The 16,271-nt window shown below is 69.8% G+C and carries 12 protein-coding genes; 6 read left to right on the top strand and 6 right to left on the bottom strand.

Going from position 1 to position 16,271, the window contains the following annotated elements; all coding sequences use genetic code 11:
• Positions 1 to 125 precede the first annotated feature (125 nt).
• The 3 genes from secA (at position 126) to D7D52_RS00550 (ending at position 6,466) form a co-directional block, all read left to right on the top strand.
• Positions 126 to 2,957 carry a preprotein translocase subunit SecA gene (secA, locus tag D7D52_RS00560; RefSeq protein WP_120734561.1) on the top strand — a complete coding sequence of 944 codons (2,832 nt, stop codon included), beginning with the start codon at positions 126 to 128 and terminating at the stop codon, positions 2,955 to 2,957.
• A 400-nt stretch (positions 2,958 to 3,357) separates the two neighbouring features.
• Positions 3,358 to 3,597 carry a hypothetical protein gene (locus tag D7D52_RS00555; protein ID WP_162958103.1) on the top strand — a complete coding sequence of 80 codons (240 nt, stop codon included), beginning with the start codon at positions 3,358 to 3,360 and terminating at the stop codon, positions 3,595 to 3,597.
• A gap of 247 nt (positions 3,598 to 3,844) precedes the next feature.
• Entirely contained in the window at positions 3,845 to 6,466 is a 2,622-nt protein-coding gene (locus D7D52_RS00550) for a helix-turn-helix transcriptional regulator (protein WP_120734559.1), read from the top strand.
• A gap of 58 nt (positions 6,467 to 6,524) precedes the next feature.
• Here D7D52_RS00550 and D7D52_RS00545 read toward each other — a convergent pair whose 3' ends face one another.
• Positions 6,525 to 6,842 carry a hypothetical protein gene (locus D7D52_RS00545; protein WP_120734558.1) on the bottom strand — a complete coding sequence of 106 codons (318 nt, stop codon included), beginning with the start codon at positions 6,840 to 6,842 and terminating at the stop codon, positions 6,525 to 6,527.
• A 333-nt stretch (positions 6,843 to 7,175) separates the two neighbouring features.
• Between D7D52_RS00545 and D7D52_RS00540 the strand changes: the two genes are divergently transcribed.
• Complete coding sequence (locus D7D52_RS00540) at positions 7,176 to 9,980, top strand: helix-turn-helix transcriptional regulator (RefSeq protein WP_281279212.1); 2,805 nt, start codon at positions 7,176 to 7,178, stop codon at positions 9,978 to 9,980.
• Between the two features lie 24 nt (positions 9,981 to 10,004).
• Here D7D52_RS00540 and D7D52_RS00535 read toward each other — a convergent pair whose 3' ends face one another.
• The 4 genes from D7D52_RS00535 to aroA form a co-directional block, all read right to left on the bottom strand.
• Positions 10,005 to 10,529 (bottom strand): nitroreductase family deazaflavin-dependent oxidoreductase, encoded by a 525-nt coding sequence (locus D7D52_RS00535; protein ID WP_120743670.1) that lies wholly within the window; start codon positions 10,527 to 10,529, stop codon positions 10,005 to 10,007.
• Positions 10,530 to 10,558: 29 nt separating this feature from the next.
• Positions 10,559 to 10,780 carry a hypothetical protein gene (locus tag D7D52_RS00530; protein WP_120734556.1) on the bottom strand — a complete coding sequence of 74 codons (222 nt, stop codon included), beginning with the start codon at positions 10,778 to 10,780 and terminating at the stop codon, positions 10,559 to 10,561.
• 70 nt (positions 10,781 to 10,850) lie between these two features.
• The gene (rsgA, locus tag D7D52_RS00525; protein ID WP_425464600.1) at positions 10,851 to 11,912 is read right to left on the bottom strand and encodes a ribosome small subunit-dependent GTPase A; all 1,062 of its coding nucleotides are present in this window, start codon (positions 11,910 to 11,912) and stop codon (positions 10,851 to 10,853) included.
• Complete coding sequence (gene aroA / locus D7D52_RS00520; protein WP_120734555.1) at positions 11,855 to 13,213, bottom strand: 3-phosphoshikimate 1-carboxyvinyltransferase; 1,359 nt, start codon at positions 13,211 to 13,213, stop codon at positions 11,855 to 11,857. Before aroA ends, rsgA begins: the two co-directional genes overlap by 58 nt.
• 48 nt (positions 13,214 to 13,261) lie before the next feature.
• Between aroA and D7D52_RS00515 the strand changes: the two genes are divergently transcribed.
• Positions 13,262 to 13,555 (top strand): hypothetical protein, encoded by a 294-nt coding sequence (locus D7D52_RS00515; RefSeq protein ID WP_120734554.1) that lies wholly within the window; start codon positions 13,262 to 13,264, stop codon positions 13,553 to 13,555.
• A gap of 271 nt (positions 13,556 to 13,826) precedes the next feature.
• Here the strand turns inward: D7D52_RS00515 and D7D52_RS00510 are convergent, their stop codons facing one another.
• A complete protein-coding gene (locus D7D52_RS00510; RefSeq protein ID WP_120734553.1) occupies positions 13,827 to 15,335 on the bottom strand; it encodes an aldehyde dehydrogenase family protein in 1,509 nt (502 codons plus the stop codon).
• 133 nt (positions 15,336 to 15,468) lie between these two features.
• Between D7D52_RS00510 and D7D52_RS00505 the strand changes: the two genes are divergently transcribed.
• The gene (locus D7D52_RS00505; protein ID WP_120743668.1) at positions 15,469 to 16,236 is read left to right on the top strand and encodes an SOS response-associated peptidase; all 768 of its coding nucleotides are present in this window, start codon (positions 15,469 to 15,471) and stop codon (positions 16,234 to 16,236) included.
• Positions 16,237 to 16,271: the final 35 nt, after the last annotated feature.

Here is a 16,271-nt window from a genome sequence, read left to right as displayed (position 1 = left end):
CCGCGCACTTCAGCGCCTATGCTGGGCACCGGATTACCATGGGCTGGAGATTGCGCGCTCGCGCGCGATGTTCCCTGCCTTGGTGGGGGCTACCGACAAACACCGACCAGAGGACTACAAGACCCGTGCCTGCGCTGAGTTTTTCAAGGTTGCTACGGATTGGTGAGGGTCGCACGGTCAAGCGGCTCGCGAGTCTCGCGGATGAGGTCATCGCCCTCGACGAGGAGTACACCGCGCTCTCCGACGCCGAACTCCAGGCCAAGACCGCGGAGTTCAAGCAGCGCTACGCCGACGGCGAGAGCCTCGACGAGCTGCTGCTCGAGGCCTTCGCGACGGCACGGGAAGCCTCCTGGCGGGTGCTCAACCAGAAGCACTACAAGGTGCAGATCATGGGCGGCGGCGCCCTGCACATCGGCAATGTCGCGGAGATGAAGACCGGTGAGGGCAAGACCCTGACCTGTGTGCTGCCCGCCTACCTCAACGCCCTCTCCGGCGAGGGCGTGCACGTCGTCACCGTCAACGACTACCTCGCCAAGCGCGACGCCGAGTGGATGGGCCGCGTGCACCGCTTCCTCGGTCTCGAGGTCGGCGTGATCCTCGGCGGCATGACCCCCGCCGAGCGTCGCGAGGCGTACGCCGCGGACATCACCTACGGCACGAACAACGAGTTCGGCTTCGACTACCTGCGCGACAACATGACCCACTCGCTGGACGATCTGGTGCAGCGCGGGCACAACTTCGCCATCGTCGACGAGGTCGACTCGATCCTCATCGACGAGGCCCGCACCCCGCTGATCATCTCGGGCCCGGCCGACGCCTCCTCGAAGTGGTACGCGGAGTTCGCGCGCATCGCCCCGCTGTTGAAGAAGGACCTGCACTACGAGGTCGACATCAAGAAGCGGACGATCGGTGTGCACGAGGCGGGCGTCGAATTCGTCGAGGATCAGCTCGGCATCGACAACCTCTACGAGGCCGCGAACTCGCCGCTGGTGAGCTACCTGAACAACGCCATCAAGGCCAAGGAGCTCTACACCAAGGACAAGGACTACATCGTCCGCAACGGCGAGGTCATCATCGTCGACGAGTTCACCGGCCGAATCCTGGTGGGCCGCCGCTACAACGAGGGCATGCACCAGGCGATCGAGGCCAAGGAAGGCGTCGAGATCCAGCCGGAGAACCAGACGCTGGCCACGATCACGCTGCAGAACTACTTCCGCCTCTACGACAAGCTCTCGGGTATGACCGGTACCGCCGAGACCGAGGCGGCCGAGCTGCACCAGACCTATGGCCTGGGCGTGGTGCCGATCCCGACCAACAAGCCGATGGTCCGCCAGGATCAGTCCGATCTGATCTACAAGACCGAAGAGGCCAAGTACGTCGCGGTCGCCGACGACATCCAGGAGAAGCACGAGCAGGGCCAGCCGGTCCTGGTCGGCACCACCTCGGTCGAGCGCTCGGAGTACCTGTCCAAGCTGCTGACCAAGCGCGGCATTCCGCACAACGTGCTCAATGCCAAGTTCCACGAGCAGGAAGCGCAGATCGTCGCCGAGGCCGGTCGCCCGGGCGCGGTCACCGTGGCGACCAATATGGCCGGTCGTGGCACCGACATCGTGCTGGGCGGCAACCCGGACATCATCGCCGACATCCTGCTGCGCCGGCAGGGCCTGGACCCGGTCGAGACCCCCGAGCAGTACGAGGCCCAGTGGCACCCCACCCTCGAGCGGGTCAAGGAGCAGGTCGACGAGGACGCCGACGCCGTGCGCGCCGCGGGCGGTCTCTACGTGCTGGGCACCGAGCGGCACGAGTCGCGGCGCATCGACAACCAGCTGCGCGGTCGGTCCGGCCGGCAGGGTGATCCGGGCGAGTCCCGCTTCTACCTTTCGCTGGGCGACGAGCTGATGCGGCGCTTCAACGGCGCGGCGCTGGAGTCGATCATGACCCGGCTCAACCTGCCCGACGATGTGCCGATCGAGGCCAAGATGGTCTCGCGCGCGATCAAGTCCGCGCAGACCCAGGTCGAGCAGCAGAACTTCGAGATCCGCAAGAACGTCCTCAAGTACGACGAGGTCATGAACCAGCAGCGCAAGGTGATCTACGCCGAGCGCGCCCGCATCCTCGAGGGCGAGGACATGGAGGGCCAGGTGCAGGAGATGATCACCGACGTGATCACCGCCTACGTCAATGGCGCCACCGCCGAGGGGTATGTCGAGGACTGGGATCTGGCCAAGCTGTGGGGCGCGCTCAAGACGCTGTACCCGATCGGCGTGGACTACAAGGACCTCACCGGCGAGAACGAGACCGGCGAGGTGGGCGAGCTGTCGCGCGAGGAGCTGCTCGAGGCGGTGCTCGAGGACGCGCACGCGGCCTACGCGAACCGCGAAGCCGAGATCGACGGGCTGGCCGGCGAGGGGAGCATGCGCAACCTGGAACGCCAGATCCTGCTGAGCGTGCTGGACCGCAAGTGGCGTGAGCACCTCTACGAGATGGACTACCTCAAGGAGGGCATCGGCCTGCGAGCCATGGCGCAGCGCGATCCGCTGGTCGAGTACCAGCGCGAGGGCTTCGACATGTTCGCGGCCATGCTCGAGGGCCTCAAGGAGGAGTCGGTCGGCTTCCTGTTCAACCTCCAGGTCGAGGTGCAGCAGCCGCAGCCGGTCGGCGTGAACGTCGCCGCCGGCCTCCAGTCGCCGGTCGGCAACCGCCCGCTGCCCACCCAGGAGGACGCGGCCAACGGCAACGGCGCCCCGGCGGCCTTGCGCGCCAAGGGAATCGACGAATCCGGCCCCCGCGGCCTGTCCTACTCCGGCCCCGACGAGGGCGGCCACGCCGCCATCCGCAGCGACCGCGACGAGTACGGCAACGAGGACGGCCAACCCGGCACCCGCCGCGAACGCCGCGAAGCCGCCCGCGCCCAGGCCAAGCCCGACCGCGCCCCCCGCTCCAAGCGCCGCCACTAGAAAACCGAAACACGCTGGGCCCCGGGTACTTACACCCGGGGCCCACCCTTTTCCCTACCCACAACACCCGCCTCCCGTGCCCCGTCGTTTCCTGACTCCGTGGCCTGCGCCAGCGCGCCGACCCCGACCCTGCCTCCTGTGCTCCCTCGTCTCCTGACCCCGTTGGCTGTACGCAGCGCGCCAACCCCTGCCTCCTGTGCTCCCTTGGCTCCCCGCCCTTTCCTTGCGTCAGCGCCTCCACCCCACCCCCTCCCGTGCCCCGGGTGCTTGCACCCGGGGCACGGGTTTTCCCTTGCGCACCAGCGCATTTGCGTCGGTCATGAAACGGTCATGATCGGTGCGGTGGAATGATCCCGGTTCGGTCGCCGAGGGGCGGCCGCAGAGAGAAGGAATCACCATCATGCGCAAGATTCTCGCCGTTTCCGCTATGGCCCTTGGCATTTCGGGTGTCGGCATGGCCGTCGCGCACGCCGAGTCCTACTTCGGCGGCAACTACGCCACCGTGGACGCGTGTGTCGCCGACGGCTCCAAGGGTTCCTGGACCACGCCCGACGGCCGTCAGATCGACGGCGGCGACGGCTGGCAGTACAGCTGCGATCCGCAGGCCGACGGCACCTTCAACCTGACGCTGTTCCGCTGATCCGACGCGGCCGTGCGCTCCCGGTGAATTCGCCGGGAGCGCTTAGGATCTGGACGGATTGCGGTTCTTCCCGCCATCATTTCCGTTCTCGGCCATGACAAAAACAGCCATGGATATCGTCCGGGCACATGCCGGTGTTAATCGAATTCCACCACGCAATTTGTGATTTGTGCCATTCGCAGACATTTTGTGCCAGTTACCCGACCCGGCTTTGTTGCGAGCTGTTAGCCCAACTAAATTTCGGTAGGTGTGGGAGGACCGAAAGCTGTACGGGCGGGAACGCGAACTGATCCATTTGGAGCGGGTTCTCGCGACCGCGCGGTCCGGCCGCGGTATCGGCCTCGTCCTGCACGGCGACCCGGCGATTGGAAAAACCGCACTGCTGGACGCGGCCGCCGACCGCGCCGCCGACTTCCGGATACTGCGCTGCCAGGGCATGCGCACCGAATCGGAATTGCGCTACGCGACCCTGCACGAATTGCTGCTGCCGGTCGCGGACCGGCTGCGCCTGCTGCCCGCCCCCCAGGCCCGCGCGCTGCGCGCGGTGCTCGGCCTCGAGGCCGGGACCCCAGACGCCTTCCTGGTCGGCGCGGCACTCGTGCGGTTGCTGTCGACGCTGGCCGCCGAGCGCCCGCTGCTGCTGGTGGTCGACGCGGCCGGCCTGGTCGACGCGGAATCCGGGCAGTCGCTCGTCTTCGCCGTTCGCCGCCTGTCCGGCTCGCCGGTTGCGCTGCTGGCGGGCCTGCGCGACGATCCGGCCGGCACCGCCTGGCGGGAGCTCGCGGCCCTGCCGATCACCGGTCTGCCCGACACCGCCGCACGCGGTCTCGTCACCGCCGAACACGGCCCGATGGGCGCGCTGCGGCTGTCCCGCATCCTCGCGACGGCGGGCGGCAACCCGCTGGCCCTGCACGAATTACCCACCGTGGTAGACGATCTCGCGGGCACCGCCGCGCAACCGGTACCCCTGGGCCCCAACCTGCGCACCGCCTTCCGCGAGCGGGTCGCGGCGCTGCCCGACGACGTGCGCGTCCTGCTGACCGTCGCCGCCACCGAGACCCGCGGCGTCCTGGGCGCGGTGACCGACGCCGCCGCCGCGCTCGGGGTCGGTCCCGCGGCCTGGGAGCGGGCCGCCGCCGCGGGCCTGCTGACCGTCGGCGACGGCCGGGTGGAACGCACCCATGCGCTGCTGTGCGCCGCCGCCCACGACGCCGCCACCCCCGCCCAGCGCCGCGCCACGCACCTGGCGCTGGCGGACGCGCTCATCGGTGCGGCCGAGGCGGATCTGCGCGTCTGGCACCGCGCCATGGCCGCCGACCGCCCCGACGAGCCGCTGGCGGCGATGCTGGCGCAGCGGGCCGCGGACGCCGGGCACGGCGCGCTGACCGCCGCCACCATGATGCGCCAGGCCGCCGCCATCAGCGCGGATCCGGAGCGGGCGGGGGAGCGGCTGGCGCTGGCGGGTCGATTCGCCTGGGCCGGTGGCGATATCGCGTCGGCGCGCGGACTGCTGGACCGCGCCACCGCCCGGCTGGGCCCGGAGCGGGCCGCCGTGGCCAGCAGCGGCCTGGCCGGCCTACTGGAATTCGTTGCGGGCGAACCGGAACGGGCGAGCCGGCTGCTGCTACGCGATGCCGAACTGGTGGACGCCCCCACCGCGGCGAACCTGCGCCTGGACGCCGAGCGGGCCCGCTGGGCCGCCGGACACGGCGTGCTCGACCTGAACGTGGCGGAAATCAGTGTGCGCGAGAGCATTTCGCGCTTCCACACCATGATCCGGCCGCTGCCGCCCGCGCCACTGGTGCTGCTGTGGGGCTTGGCGGACATTGCGCTCGAGCCGTACACACAGGCCGCGGCCGGCCTGCGCGGCAGTGCGGCCCCGGCGGCGGTGTCGCTGCTGCCGCAGCTGGCGATCGTGCAGTTCGCCAACGGCCGCTTCGCCGACGCCGAGCAGACCCTGGCGGAGGCGTTCGAGCTGGCCGAGGCGGGCGGCGTGGAGAACGTGCTCGCCCACTGCTGGGCGCTGCGCACGAAAATATCGGCCCTGCACGGCGATTCGGAGGCGGTGCTGGACAGTGCGGAGCGGGTGCTGGCGCTCGCGCGGCCGCGCCGCGCGCAGTCGCTGATCGCCTCCGCGCACTGGCATCTGGGTTTCCACGCACTCAGCCTGGGCGATCCGGAGAACGCCTATCTGCGATTGCGCACCCTCGCGCAGCCCGGCCACGACGCGCGGCATCCGACCTATTCCCGTTTGGCCGCACTGGATCTGGTGGAAGCCGCCACCCGGGTGGGCCGCCCTGCCGAGGCGCTCGAGTACTACACCGACATCCGGGACTGGGCGATCCGCTCCCGCGCCGACTGGGCGGTGTCGGCCGCCTACGCGTGCCGGGCGCTGCTGTGCGCCGACGACCGCGCCGACCACTACTTCCGGCGCGCGCTGGCGGTCCGGCGCAGCCGCCACGACCTGAATCATGTACGCACCCAATTGCTCTACGGCAAGTGGCTGCGCCGCGCCCGTCGCCGCGCCGATGCCGCCGAGCAGTTGCGCAGTGCCGCCGAGGCTTTCGAGCGCATGGGCGCTCAGCAGTGGGCGCTGCGCGCCCGGCAGGAACTGGAGCTCACCGGCCGCCGCGCCGCGCCGGTCACCGCGCACGGGGAGACCTCGGTGCTCACGGCGCAGGAACTGCGGGTGGCCCGGCTGGCCGCGCAGGGCCTGACCAATCGGGAGATCGGCACCGAGCTGTTCCTGAGCCCGCGCACGGTGGGGCATCACCTGTCGCGGGTGTTCGGCAAGCTGGGGCTCAGCGGCCGGGCCGATCTGGTGGACGTCGACTTCGACAACGGCATGCGAATCGTGCGGCCGCGCTGAGGATTTCGTGGCTACAGGTTCAGCAATGGGGGTTTCGCGGCGCTGAGTTCGACCGTACTCAGTCCAGGTGAACCGATTCACCCCAGTAGCGGGGGTCCCAGTTGATGAGGATCATCCCGGCCACGCTGCCCGCGCACCCGCCGCAGGCATGCACCTGGATCAGGCTGTCCACATCGGTGTCGCCGGCCAGTACGGCGCGGGTCGACAGCCACACCGCGCGCAGGTGCAGGGCGGCGGGCCGGTCGCAGCGCACGCAGGCCGGCAGGCCGCCGGCCGGATCGTTGCGTCCGATCCGGACTTCCGGGGTGACGGGCGCCCCGGGGCCGAGGGCATCGTCGAGGAGCGGCGAAAACTCCTTGCGCTCACGGTCTTCCACCTCGGCAGGCTAACCACTTCCGTCCGCGCCCGCATCCCCGGCACGCGGGGGGAGATTCCACCGCAGCGAATGTTTATCGCGCAAGCCCGCGGGAAAGTACTTGAAATGTGTAATTGAGCTAACCCCGCAAAAAGAAGACCCCCGAATGCCGCCCGCATTTTAAGCGACGCTTCGGATTTCGAATAGGGCGCGGAATCGGTCACCGAATCGGTCATCGCCGCAAGCCCCGGAATCGCCTATCGCACAGCGAATCTCACTCTCGAGTCACGCGGCTATGACGGGTTTGTCCGTTTATTGCGGGGTGCGGTACGTTGCGATGTGCGCGATACCGAAATGCTCCACGGAAGGGCACGAGAACAGTCGGAACTGGCTCGTGTGGTGAGCCGGGCACGCGCCGGAGAAGCCGGGGGACTGCTGCTCTGGGGCGATCCGGGAATCGGTAAAACCGCTCTGTTACGGAACGCGGAGTCGGACGCCGACGATTTCCGGATCATCGCGCGCCACGGCCACTCCGGCGACTCCGAGGCCGAATTCGCGGCCCTGCGTGAACTGCTGACCCCGCTCGCCGCTCGCCTGCCCGCCCTGCCCGCCCCCCAGGCACGAGCACTGGCCCGCGCACTGGGCCGGGAGGCCGGCGCGGCCGACCCCTTCCTGGCGGGCGCGGCGGTCGTCACCCTGCTGGCCGCACTGGCCGCCGAACAGCCGGTGCTGCTGGTCGTCGACGACGCCCAGTGGGTGGACCCGGCCACCGCGGCCGCCCTCACCTTCGCCCTGCGCCGGCTGTCCGGCAGCCGGGTCGCGTTGCTGGCGGCGGTCCGCGACAGTTCGGCCACCGCGAACTGGCCGGCGCTGCCGGTGCTGCCCATCACCCCGCTCCCCGACGCCGCGGCCCGGGAACTGCTCGCGGCGCGGACGCCCCTGCTCGGCGCGCCGCGGGCCGCGCGCGTCCTGCGGGTGGCCGCCGGCAATCCGCTGGCCCTGCGGGAGCTGCGCATCGAGGCCGAGGAACTGTCCGGAATCGGCTGGGGCCCGGTGCCTTTCGGCCCCGAACTGCGGCGCGCCTTCGCCCCCGCGCTGGCCGCGCTGACCGAGCCGGTGCGCACCCTGCTGACCGTGGTGGCCGCCGAAGACCGCGGCGCCCTGTGCCCCATCGTGGCCGCCGCGACCGACCTCGGCATCACCGGCGCGGACTGGGAATCCGCGCTGTCCGCCGGCCTGCTGGCGATCACCGACGGCCGGGTGGAGACCCGGCACCGGCTGCTGTGCGGCGCGGCCTACGACGCCGCCACCCCCGCGCGCCGGCGGGCCGCCCACCTCGCCCTGGCGGCGGCGCAGCCCGGCGCGGACGGCGGCATGCTGCGCACCTGGCATCTGGCCGCCGTCGTCGACGGCTCGGACCGCGGGCTGGCGACCGCTCTCGCCGCGGGCGCCCCGCGGGTGCGCGCGCGAGCGGGCGCCCTGGCCGCGGCGGCGGTACTGCGCCGCGCCGCCGCCCTCACCCCGGACCCGGTCACCGCCGGTGTTCGGCTGGCCGCCGCCGCCCGATCGGCCTGGGAGGGCGGCGATATCGAATCCGCGGACCGCCTGCTCACCCTGGCCGAAACCCGCGCCGGCACAGCCGAACTCGCCGCCGCGAGCGGCGGCCTCCGCGGCCTGGTCGAATTCATCGGCGGCAACCCCGCGCGCGCCCACACCGTCCTCCTCCGCGACGCCGACGCGCTCGCCACCTTGCCCACCACCCCACTCCCGCCGACCGCAAAACTGTTGCCGGACACAGAAACCTCGCTGGGCGTGGAGCTGGTGCCCGCCACCGAACCCTCGTTGGGCACCGACCTATTGCCGGGCACCGAAATGCCGTTGGGCGCAGACGTGTTGCCGGGTGTCGAACTGTCTTCGGGAGCCGGGTTGCCGGCGTATACGGAGCGGGCGGCGGGGCTGCGGCTGTTGGCGGAGCGGGCGGTGTGGGCGGCGGGGCGGGGGGAGGATCGTCCGCTCGATGGTCAACTCGACGCGGTCGCGGCCGCCGCGTCGCCCATCGAGGCTGCGCATCTGCTGCCGCCCGGTGCGCAACTGCTCGAATGGGGACTGGCGGAGAGGGCGGTCGAGCCGTACCTGAAAGTCACCGCCGCACTGCGTAATTCGGGTGATCGAGCATCGGTGCTGGGCGTGCTGCCGCAGCTGGCCGTGCTGCAAATCGCCACCGGCCGGCAGGAAGCGGGCGAGCAGACCCTGCGGGAGGCGTTCGAACTTGCCACCGGCGCGGGCGCGAACGCCATCCTGGCCGAGTGCTGGAATCTGCGCGCCCGACTGGCCGCGCGCCGCGGTGACGCCGACACCGTGGCGCACGGTGTGGAACGCGCCCTGTCGCTGTCGCGCCCGCACGCCATGACCCTGGGCATCGGCGGCGCGTACTGGCATCGCGGATTCCACCTGCTGAGCGCCGGCGACGCCGAGGCCGCCCATCGCCGCTTGCGCGCGCTGTACCAGCCCAGCCACGAGGCCGCGCATCCGACGCTGGCCCGGCTGGCCACCCTCGACATGGTCGAAGCCGCCTGTCGCGTGGGCAGATTCGACGAGGCGGCGGATCGCGCCGAGGCCATCGCGGCGTGGGCGCGGCGGTCGCGGGCCCGCTGGGCGCTGTCGACCGCCTACCTCTGCCGGGCACTGCTTACCGAGGAGGACCGCGCCGAGCACTACTACCGCCGGGCGCTGGCGACCGGCGACACCCGGCATACCAGCTTCGGCCGCGCCCGCACTCAACTCCTCTACGGCAAGTGGCTGCGCCGGGTCCGCCGCCGCCGGGACGCCGCCGAGCAATTGCGCACCGCTGTGGACGCTTTCGACCTCATCGGCGCGCACGCCTGGTCCGCCCGCGCCACCGTCGAACTGGAGCTCACCGGCACCGGCGCCAAATCCGCCGGCTCCGGCGACACCCCGTTGACCGCGCAGGAATCGCAGGTCGCCAAGCTGGCCGCGCAGGGCCTGACCAATCGGGAGATCGGCGCGGAACTGTTCCTGAGTCCGCGCACGGTCGGGCACCATATGTCGCGCATTCTCGAAAAGCTCGGGCTCACCAGCCGTTTCGAATTGCGCGGCATCGATTTCGACAATGGGATGCGCCTGATCCGCCCCCGCTGAGCCGGGTGGCGAATTGCCGGCAAGTCATTCCCGGGTGAGTTCGAACAGCCGGAATCGACGCTCGCCCGCCAGTTTCTGCTCCATGGCGTAGCCGGGCCAGAATTCCAATGCCCGCCGCCAGGCCCGATCCCGATCCGCGCCGGTGAGCTGCCGCACCCGGACCGGAAAACTGTCCTGGCGCACCCGCAGCTCGGCATGGTCGGCGCCGAGCAGATTGGCCGACCACGAAGGCTGTTGCGGCTTGCCCCAATTCGACGAGACGATCAAGAAACGCTTCTCGTCGGCCACATCGGGGACGTAGAGCAGGGTGACGGTGCGCGGTATCCCGGTGCGCCGACCCGCGACGGTGAGCTGCAGCGCGGGCAGTCCGGCCACATCCAGGATGCCCTTGCGGCCGTCGGTGATCCGGCGCGTGAAGCGTTCCAGCGCGAAAATCGCCGGTGCGGTGCGCATGACCGTGCGGCGGCGGGCGAGGGTACGGCCCAGCCGGGGCAGCGGATTCCAACGGGCGGGCGATTCGGGGCGGCGCCGCCACTCAGCAAAGGCCATGCCCTGCATTATGTTGCCCACGCGCGCCGTCAGGGTGCCCAACGTGCCCGATCCCACTCGTCCTGCCAATCGTGGGGATCGGCGGGCGAGCGGTCGTCGTCGTGTGTGCGCGGCAATTTCCCGGCCGCGTCGGGTTCGGGCTCGTTGTCTCCTGCTTCGGACTCGGCCGCCGCGCGTTCGGACTCGGCCTCTCCCGGCCCGGGTTCGGCCTTTTCCGGTGCGGGTAGGTCTTCGGGGATTTCCTCGCTCATGACATCCCTTCGTGATCCCTTCGTGCCGGTTATGCACAAAAGGTATCGAATGGGCGATTTCCTGGCTATCTCAGCCGTCGGTGTTTCCCCGGAACCATGGATCATTCGAATTCAAGGCGACCAGCAGGCGGCGAATGGCCGCCACCCGCGCCTGTTTACCCGGCAGCAGGTCGAGTGCGCATTCCGGGTCCGCGGGCGGGCCCAAATGGGTGCAGCCGCGCGGACAGTCCTCGATCGCGTCGGCCAGATCCGAGAACGCCCCGATGACGTCGTCGGGTGTGATGTGGGCCAAACCGAAGGAACGCACCCCGGGCGTGTCGATCACCCAGCCGCCGTCCTTCAACGGCAGCGCCACCGACTGCGTCGAGGTGTGCCGGCCCTTGCCGACCCCCGACACCGCGCCGACTGCCCGATCCGCGTCCGGCACCAGCCGGTTCACCAGCGTGGACTTGCCGACCCCGGAATGCCCGATGAACGCGGTCAGCTTGTCGTCCAGCAGTTCCAGCACCGGATCCACCGGATCCTCGATGCCGCCGTAGACGATGGTCAGGTCCAAATCCTCGAAGGCGGAAGCGAATTCGGAATCCGCCGCCAGATCGTGCTTGGTCAGGCACAGAATCGGTTCCAGCCCACCGACATACGCGGCCACCATGGCACGCTCCACGAATCCGGTGCGCGGCGGCGGATCGGCCAGCGCCACCACGATGAACAGCTGCTCGGCATTGGCCACCACCACCCGCTCGAACGGGTCGGTGTCATCGGCGGTGCGGCGCAATACCGTTCGGCGATCCGCCACCCGCACGATGCGGGCCAGGGTGTCGGGCTTGCCGGTCAGGTCGCCGACCAGATCCACTCGATCGCCGACCACGATCGGGGTGCGGCCCAGCTCGCGCGCCCGCATGGCCGTCACCGGCCGCTCCGGGTCGTCGTCGAGCACGCACCCCCATCGCCCGCGATCCACCGAAACCACCATGGCCGCTTCGGCATCCAGATGCTGCGGCCGGGTCTTGGTGCGCGGGCGCGAGCCCTTGCCCGGGCGCACCCGGACATCGGTCTCGTCGTATTCGCGCCGCCTCAGTGGTCCGCTCCCGGCCCGCCGGCATGGCCTGTTCCCGACAGCATGTCCGCCCACAGCTGCACGAAGTTCGGCAGCGTCTTGGCCGTGGTGCCGATGTCCTCGATCTCCACGCCCGGGGTCACCAGGCCGATGATCGCGCCCGCCGTCGCCATCCGATGGTCGGCGTAGGACCGCCACTGCCCGCCGGTGAGCGGATTCGGCACGATGGCCAGCCCGTCCTCGGTCTCGGTGACCTTGCCGCCCAGCCGGTTGATCTCGGTGGCCAGCGCCGCCAGCCGGTCGGTCTCGTGCCCGCGCAGGTGCGCGATGCCGCGCAGCCGCGACGGCGAATCCGCCAGGGCCGCAAGGGCCGCCACCGTCGGCGTCAGCTCGCCCACATCGTGCAGGTCGATGTCGATGCCCGCCAGCCGCTCCGGTCCGTGCACGGTGAGCACGTTCTCGTAGAAGCGCGCCTCCGCGCCCATGCGCACCAGGATCTCGCGGATCACGTCACCGGGCTGGGTGGTGTAGCGCGGCCAGTGCGGAATGCTCACCTCGCCGCCGGTGACGGCCGCGGCCGCCAGGAACGGGGTGGCGTTGGACAGGTCCGGCTCGATCTCCCAGTCCACCGCGCGAATCGGGCCCGGCGCGACGGTCCAGGTCTGCGCCTTGCGCGAATCGTTGGGCGCGTCCACGCGAACGTCGGCGCGCCGCAGCATCTCCACGGTCATCTCGATGTGCGGCATGGACGGCAGCGCCGCGCCGTCGTGATTGACCGTGATGCCCTGCTCGAATCGCGCCGCCGACAACAGCAGTCCCGAGACGAACTGCGAGGAACCCGACGCGTCGATGGTGACCGGCCCGCCGCGCAGAGTTCCGGTGCCGTGCACCACGAACGGCAGCGCGTTGCCGTCGATGTCGAGGCCCAGCGCCCGCAACGCGTCCAGAATCGTGGTCAGCGGCCGCACCCGCGCCTGCTCGTCCCCGTCGAAGGCGACATCGCCGTGTGCCAGCGCCGCCACCGGCGGCAGGAACCGCATGACCGTGCCCGCCAGCCCGCAATCGACCATGGCGGAGGAGAATTCGGCCGGCGGAGTGACGACCAGCGTCTCGCCCTCGCCCTCGATGCCGGCGCCCATGGCCCGCAGCGCCTCGATCATCAGATTGGTGTCGCGGCTGCGCAGCGCACCGGTGAGGGTGGACGGCCGATCCGCCAGCGCGGCGAGGATCAACGCCCGATTGGTAATGGATTTGGACCCGGGCAGGGTCACGGTCGCGTGGACGGGAACTCGGACATGGGGCGCGGGCCAGAAAGTCACCGCCCCATCTTCCCAAATGACCGGGGTGTCGCGGGGGTTGCGTCCCTTTCTCGGCATATCGATTCGAGCTAGACGTATACGTATAGACCTACGTATACTCGACCCGTGATCGATCCCTTCAGCCTCGTGATCGGCGGCGCACTCGTCGGCGGCGGCTGGCTCGCGGGCCGCTTCGGCTCCCGCCGCCCCAAACCCGCGGCCACCTCTTCCCCCGCCGTCTGCGGCTGCGGCCACGACCTAGCCCTCCACGACCGCGCCGCCGGCAACTGCCACGCCGAAACCTTCCGCAAAACCGGTGTCGGCATCAAAGCCTGGGCCCCCTGCAGCTGCCGCCGCTACACCGGCCCCACCCCACTGGAAGAATTCTTCGCCCCAACCCCCTTGCCCCCGACTCAATGACAACAAATGCCGGTCCGACGAAGCGGACCGGCATTGTCGTACTAGCGGTGGAGGTCCCAGAGGAACCCCTTGCCGCCGTGGGGTTTCAGGGGAACCTCTTGCCGTCGTGGGGTTTCAGGGGAACCTCTTGCCGTCGTGGGGTTTCAGGGGAACCTCTTGCCGCCGTGGGGTTTCAGGGAAAGCCCTTGCAGCAGTGTGGGTTTCAGGGGAACCCCTTGCGGCCGTGGGGGTTTCAGGGGGAACCCCTGAGAGTTACGAGAGTTGTCCTCCCCTACTTGGCGCGCCCGTGCACGAACGGGACGATCTTGCGCAGCAGCTTCATGGTGCGGTCGGTTCGGCTGTAGGACAGCAACGCCATTCCTGGAATCGTGAAGCGCTGCTCGGCAATCGAGTGCGGCCGCGAGAATTCGAGCAGGCCGGGCGCGCCGTGGATGCGCCCGATGCCGGATTCGCGCACCCCGCCGAACGGGAGCGCGGAGATCGCGGCGTAGGACAGCACCGAATTCACCGAGGTGCACCCGACTTCGAGCCGCCGTGCGATCTCCATCCCCTGCTTCTTGGAGTACACCGCCGACCCGAGTCCGTACTTGCTCTTGTTGGTCAGCTCGACCGCCTCGTCCACCCCGCTGACGGTGCGGATGGTGACGGTCGGCCCAAAGGTCTCCTCGCACACCGCATCCGAGGACTCGTCCACGTCCACCAGCACGACCGGATCGATGTAGGGCCCCTTGACGGATTCGGGCCCGCCGAGCACCGCCTTGCCGCCGTTCTCGAGCGCGTCCTCGATGTGCCGGCGCACGATGTCGATCTGACTGGGCATGGTCATCGGCCCGTAGGACGCCTTGGCGTCCGAACCCGGCTTGATATCGGTCAGGATCCGCTTGACCTCCGCGATGAACTCGTCGGCGACCGAGCGATCGACGTACACGCGCTCCACGCCCGCGCAGGTCTGCCCGGAGTTGGCCGTCGCCCCCCACGCGACCGCGTCGGCGGCGGCCTTGATGTCGGCGTCGGCGGCCACGATCACCGCGTCCTTCCCGCCGCATTCCAGCAGCACCGGCGTCAGCGTCTCGGCGGCCGCGGCCATGATCTTCTTGCCGGTCGCGCTGGAGCCGGTGAAGGCCAGCTTGTCGACCCCGGACTTGACCAGCGCCGCGCCGGTCGCCCCGAAGCCGTTGAGGGTGACGAACACGCCGTCCGGCAGTTCCGGATTCGCCTCCGCGAACGCCTTGGCCACGAAATTGCCGATGCCGGTGGAGAATTCGCTCGGCTTGAACACCACGCAGTTGCCCGCCGCCAGCGCGTAGGCGATGGAACCGTTGGGGGTGTAGACGGGGTAGTTCCACGGCCCGATGATGCCGACCACGCCCAGCGGCCGATATTCGAGATGCGCCGCGAAATTCGCCATGAACGCGCCCGGGGACACCTTGCGCGACTTCAGCACCTTCTCGGCATTGTTGGCCGCCCACTTGATGTGCTCGAGCGCCAGCATCAACTCCAGGAACGCGTCGTCGAGCGGCTTGCCGTTCTCGGCGTGGATGAGCTCGCACAACTCGTCGGACTTCTCGACCAGCTTGCTGCCCCAGCGCAGGATGTGCTTCTTGCGCTCGGCGTGGGTGAGCGCGCCCCAGGTGGCGGCGGCGGTCCGGGCCTTGGCGACGGCCGCGCGCACCGCCGTCTCATCGTCGATCCGATAGGTGGCGAGCGTCTCGCCGGTGGCCGGGTTGACCGAAGTCAGCGTGTCGGCCTGGTCGAGCGGCGCGGTTTCGGTGGCAGTCATGATTGGCGGCGATCCCTTGCTGAGAGGTTGTTGAGACGAACGTCTCACACCCCGTAACTGAAGTCAATTGCCATCACATTGTGCGCGAGCTGTCTCCGTGACCTTGTCGGCGGCCGGTGGCAGCATGGTCGTCATGTGCGGTAGGTATGCGACCACGACGAATCCCGCGAAGCTGGCCGTCGAGCTCGACGCTATCGACGAGACCGGCGATCAGGGCTTCAACCCCAACTACAACGTGGCCCCCACCAACCAGGTGCTCACGGTCGTGGAACGCCACGACCACGATCATCCGGAGGACCCGGCCACCCTGCGCGTGCGCGCCATGCGCTGGGGCCTGATCCCGGTGTGGACCAAGGCGGCCGAGCCCGGCGTCCCGGTGAAGGGCAAACCGCTGTTCAACGCCCGCGCCGACAAGGCCGCCACCACCGCGTCCTTCCGCGACGCCGTGAAGAAGCGGCGCTGCCTGGTCCCGATGGACGGCTGGTACGAATGGGTCACCGAGACGGACGCGCACGGAAAGGCCGTCAAGCGGCCGTATTTCATGTCCAAGAGCGACGGCGGCCGCATCTACATGGCCGGCCTGTGGTCGGTGTGGCGCGACCGCAGCCTCGGTGACGCGGCGAAACCGCTGCTGTCGTGCACGATCCTCACCACCGACGCGGTCGGCGAGCTGACCAAGGTCCACGACCGCATGCCGCTGCCCATGCCCCGCGAGCACTGGGACGCCTGGCTGGACCCGGACCACCCGGCTCCGGAGGAGCTGCTGGAAACGCCGTCGCCCGAGGTGGTTTCGGACATCCTCATGCGCGAGGTGCCCTCGCTGGTCAACAGCGTCAAGAACAATGGCCCGGAACTGTTGGGCCGAGTGGATCAGCAGGCTGGTCAGACCACCCTGATCTGATTCTTTCCACTGCACGCCTGTGCCCCGCCGCGGAA

It is taken from the genome of Nocardia yunnanensis (genome assembly GCF_003626895.1).
Lineage (GTDB): Bacteria > Actinomycetota > Actinomycetes > Mycobacteriales > Mycobacteriaceae > Nocardia > Nocardia yunnanensis.
Note: the sequence above shows the minus strand (reverse complement) of the source record. Positions and strands in the feature narration are given on the sequence as shown.

Excerpts from the sequence above, each read along its gene's own strand:
- D7D52_RS00555 (WP_162958103.1), top strand. The coding sequence starts at position 3,358 with ATGCGCAAGATTCTCGCCGTTTCCGCTATGGCCCTTGGCATTTCGGGT.
- D7D52_RS00540 (WP_281279212.1), top strand. The coding sequence starts at position 7,176 with ATGCTCCACGGAAGGGCACGAGAACAGTCGGAACTGGCTCGTGTGGTG.
- D7D52_RS00535 (WP_120743670.1), bottom strand. The coding sequence starts at position 10,529 with ATGGCCTTTGCTGAGTGGCGGCGCCGCCCCGAATCGCCCGCCCGTTGG.
- D7D52_RS00530 (WP_120734556.1), bottom strand. The coding sequence starts at position 10,780 with ATGAGCGAGGAAATCCCCGAAGACCTACCCGCACCGGAAAAGGCCGAA.
- aroA (WP_120734555.1), bottom strand. The coding sequence starts at position 13,213 with ATGCCGAGAAAGGGACGCAACCCCCGCGACACCCCGGTCATTTGGGAA.
- D7D52_RS00510 (WP_120734553.1), bottom strand. The coding sequence starts at position 15,335 with ATGACTGCCACCGAAACCGCGCCGCTCGACCAGGCCGACACGCTGACT.
- D7D52_RS00505 (WP_120743668.1), top strand. The coding sequence starts at position 15,469 with ATGTGCGGTAGGTATGCGACCACGACGAATCCCGCGAAGCTGGCCGTC.